This window comes from Pseudomonas sp. P5_A2_2 (assembly GCF_054177685.1).
This window is the reverse complement of sequence record NZ_JBGCUL010000757.1, coordinates 1-2,209: the sequence shown is the minus strand read 5'-3', so window position 1 is coordinate 2,209 and position 2,209 is coordinate 1. Positions and strand designations below refer to the sequence as shown.

Below are 2,209 nucleotides of genomic sequence, written 5' to 3'. Positions count from 1 at the left end.
AGACCAATCCTGCTTCCTTTCAAGACGGTCGGGTTTTCAAGTAACCACCGCGACTAATTTCCGGAGAGTCTGTAATGAATCCTCATGAGCAGTTTCGTGAAGAAGTAAAAGAGAACATCGAAGGCCTGCAACAGGACAAAGCCTTGCAAGCCACCTCGCTGGATTGGGTTGGCACCACCGCCAAACATAAGTACACCTACAACTTCAGCTGGATGGGCCGCCCGATCATTCAGTTTCCCCAGGACATGGTCGCCATGCAGGAGATCATCTGGGCGCTGCGGCCGGACATCATCGTCGAGACCGGTATCGCCCACGGCGGCTCGCTGGTGTTTTACGCCTCGATGCTGGAGCTGATCGGCCATGGCGAAGTGCTGGGCGTCGACATCGATATCCGCCAGCACAACCGTGAGGCAATCGAAGCGCACCCGATGAGCAAGCGGATCCGGATGATCCAGGGTTCGAGTATCAATCCGGCGATTGTCGAACAGGTTCGCCAGCGCGTCGAAGGCAAGAAAGTGCTGGTGGTTCTGGACTCCAACCACACCCACGAGCACGTACTCGAAGAGCTGCGGGCCTATGCGCCGATGACCTCGGTGGGCAGCTACTGCGTGGTGATGGATACCGTGGTGGAAGACATGCCCGAAGACGCCTTCCCGGACCGCCCGTGGGGCAAGGGCGACAACCCGAAAACCGCGGTATGGGCCTACCTGGAAGAAAACCGCGACTTTGAAATCGACCAGGCCATTCACAGCAAGCTGCTGATCACCGTCGCGCCGGATGGCTATTTGCGTCGCGTGCGGTAATCGACAAGACATCGTTGGGTTTTTTCGGCGATACGCCGTTGTGGGGAAAGGTATGCAAGGCAGGAACAATTCTGGACACGGGTTGGCACTCAACGAACAGTTGACCGTGGTGCTGATGTCTCACGAGCGGCCGGCATTTTTGCGCCGGGCGGTACGTTTCTACAGTGGCTTGCCTTGCAGGATTCTGGTGCTGGACTCTTCGAACGAAGGCCAGCCAAGCCTGGCCGGGCAGTTTGAAAATGTGGATTACCAGCATGTCCCGCAGTTTGGCTACTGGGGCGTTCGCGCCAAGCTGGCCTTTGGCGTGGAGCAAGTGACCACGCCGTTCATGGTGTTCGCCGCCGACGATGACTTCCATGTGCATGACGCCCTGCGCGCAGCCGTGGCGTTCATGGAGGCCAATCCCGACTACGGCCTGTGCCACGGTTACAGCATGATGTACCTGTCGCAACCCAACAGCGTCAGCTACTTTCGGCGTGACAAAAAGGTCTGCGAAGACTATTCGTCCGAGCACGCCGAGGAGCGTGTGCTCGATTACATGCACCAGTACCTGCCGCCTTTTTATGCCGTACAACGCACCGACCTGGTACGTGACTGGTATCAGGTGATGCCTCAGGATACGTCCTTCCAATGGCAGGAAATCGGTCACACGTATTACATGCTGGCGCGGGGCAAGGCGCGGATTCTGCCGATCCCGTATGTCGTGCGTGAGATGAACTACGGGTATTCGGACCACAACACCGAGATCTTCCACACGCTGGCTCATACCGATGCCAGGACGGTCGCCGAGCGCGAGGCCTTTGCCGATTTCCTCTTCGGGCTGCCGACTCAAGTTCAAAACGAAGACCCGGAGCAAGGCCGGCAGTTCGCGCTGCAAAGCTTTGAAGCCCTGGCCGATAGCTTGCGCACCGGTCGCGCACTGACCACCGAGCTGATTATCGAGTCCGCCTGGACGAGCGTCGAGAAAGGCCCTGTGCGCCGATTCGGCCCCAAGCAGTACGTCGAAATGCCGTTCTACAATCAGCAGTTTTTCGATCAGTTGACTCAGTTCGAATTCCTGTTGCATGCCATGCCGGCCGGTCGTGTTCAGTTGGCAGGCCTGGAGGGTATCTGGACCCGTCAGCAGAACCTGATGCTCGCGCGTAACAATGATACGCCGGAAAGTGTGGTCGACCGTTTGTGGCAGGCCCACGACAGCAACGTGTTCAATCGCGCGGTGGTCAAGCGTCTGGTGGCTCAGCTGGAGCTGCTGGGCGAAGACGAAGAGGCGCAGACTCTGCGCGACTGGGCGGCACGTCTTGAGGCGGTGTCGGTCGAGGGTAATCGTGCGACGTTCGACAAGATGCTCTCCGGTCGTTTGCTCAAGTGGCTTGCGCCCCGTCAGCCCGATGCCCAGCCCGATGCCC

General features: G+C 58.7%; 2 protein-coding genes. Both read left to right on the top strand.

Translation table 11 applies throughout. The features are described from left to right. Positions 1-74 precede the first annotated feature (74 nt). On the top strand, positions 75-803 hold the full coding sequence (locus ACXRVY_RS25255; protein WP_223461327.1) for a cephalosporin hydroxylase family protein: 729 nt from the start codon (positions 75-77) through the stop codon (positions 801-803). A gap of 52 nt (positions 804-855) precedes the next feature. Beyond that, positions 856-2,209 (top strand): TIGR00180 family glycosyltransferase (locus ACXRVY_RS25250; protein ID WP_458238548.1); only part of this gene is annotated, 1,354 nt, incomplete at its 3' end.

Excerpts from the sequence above, each read along its gene's own strand:
- ACXRVY_RS25255 (WP_223461327.1), top strand. The coding sequence starts at position 75 with ATGAATCCTCATGAGCAGTTTCGTGAAGAAGTAAAAGAGAACATCGAA.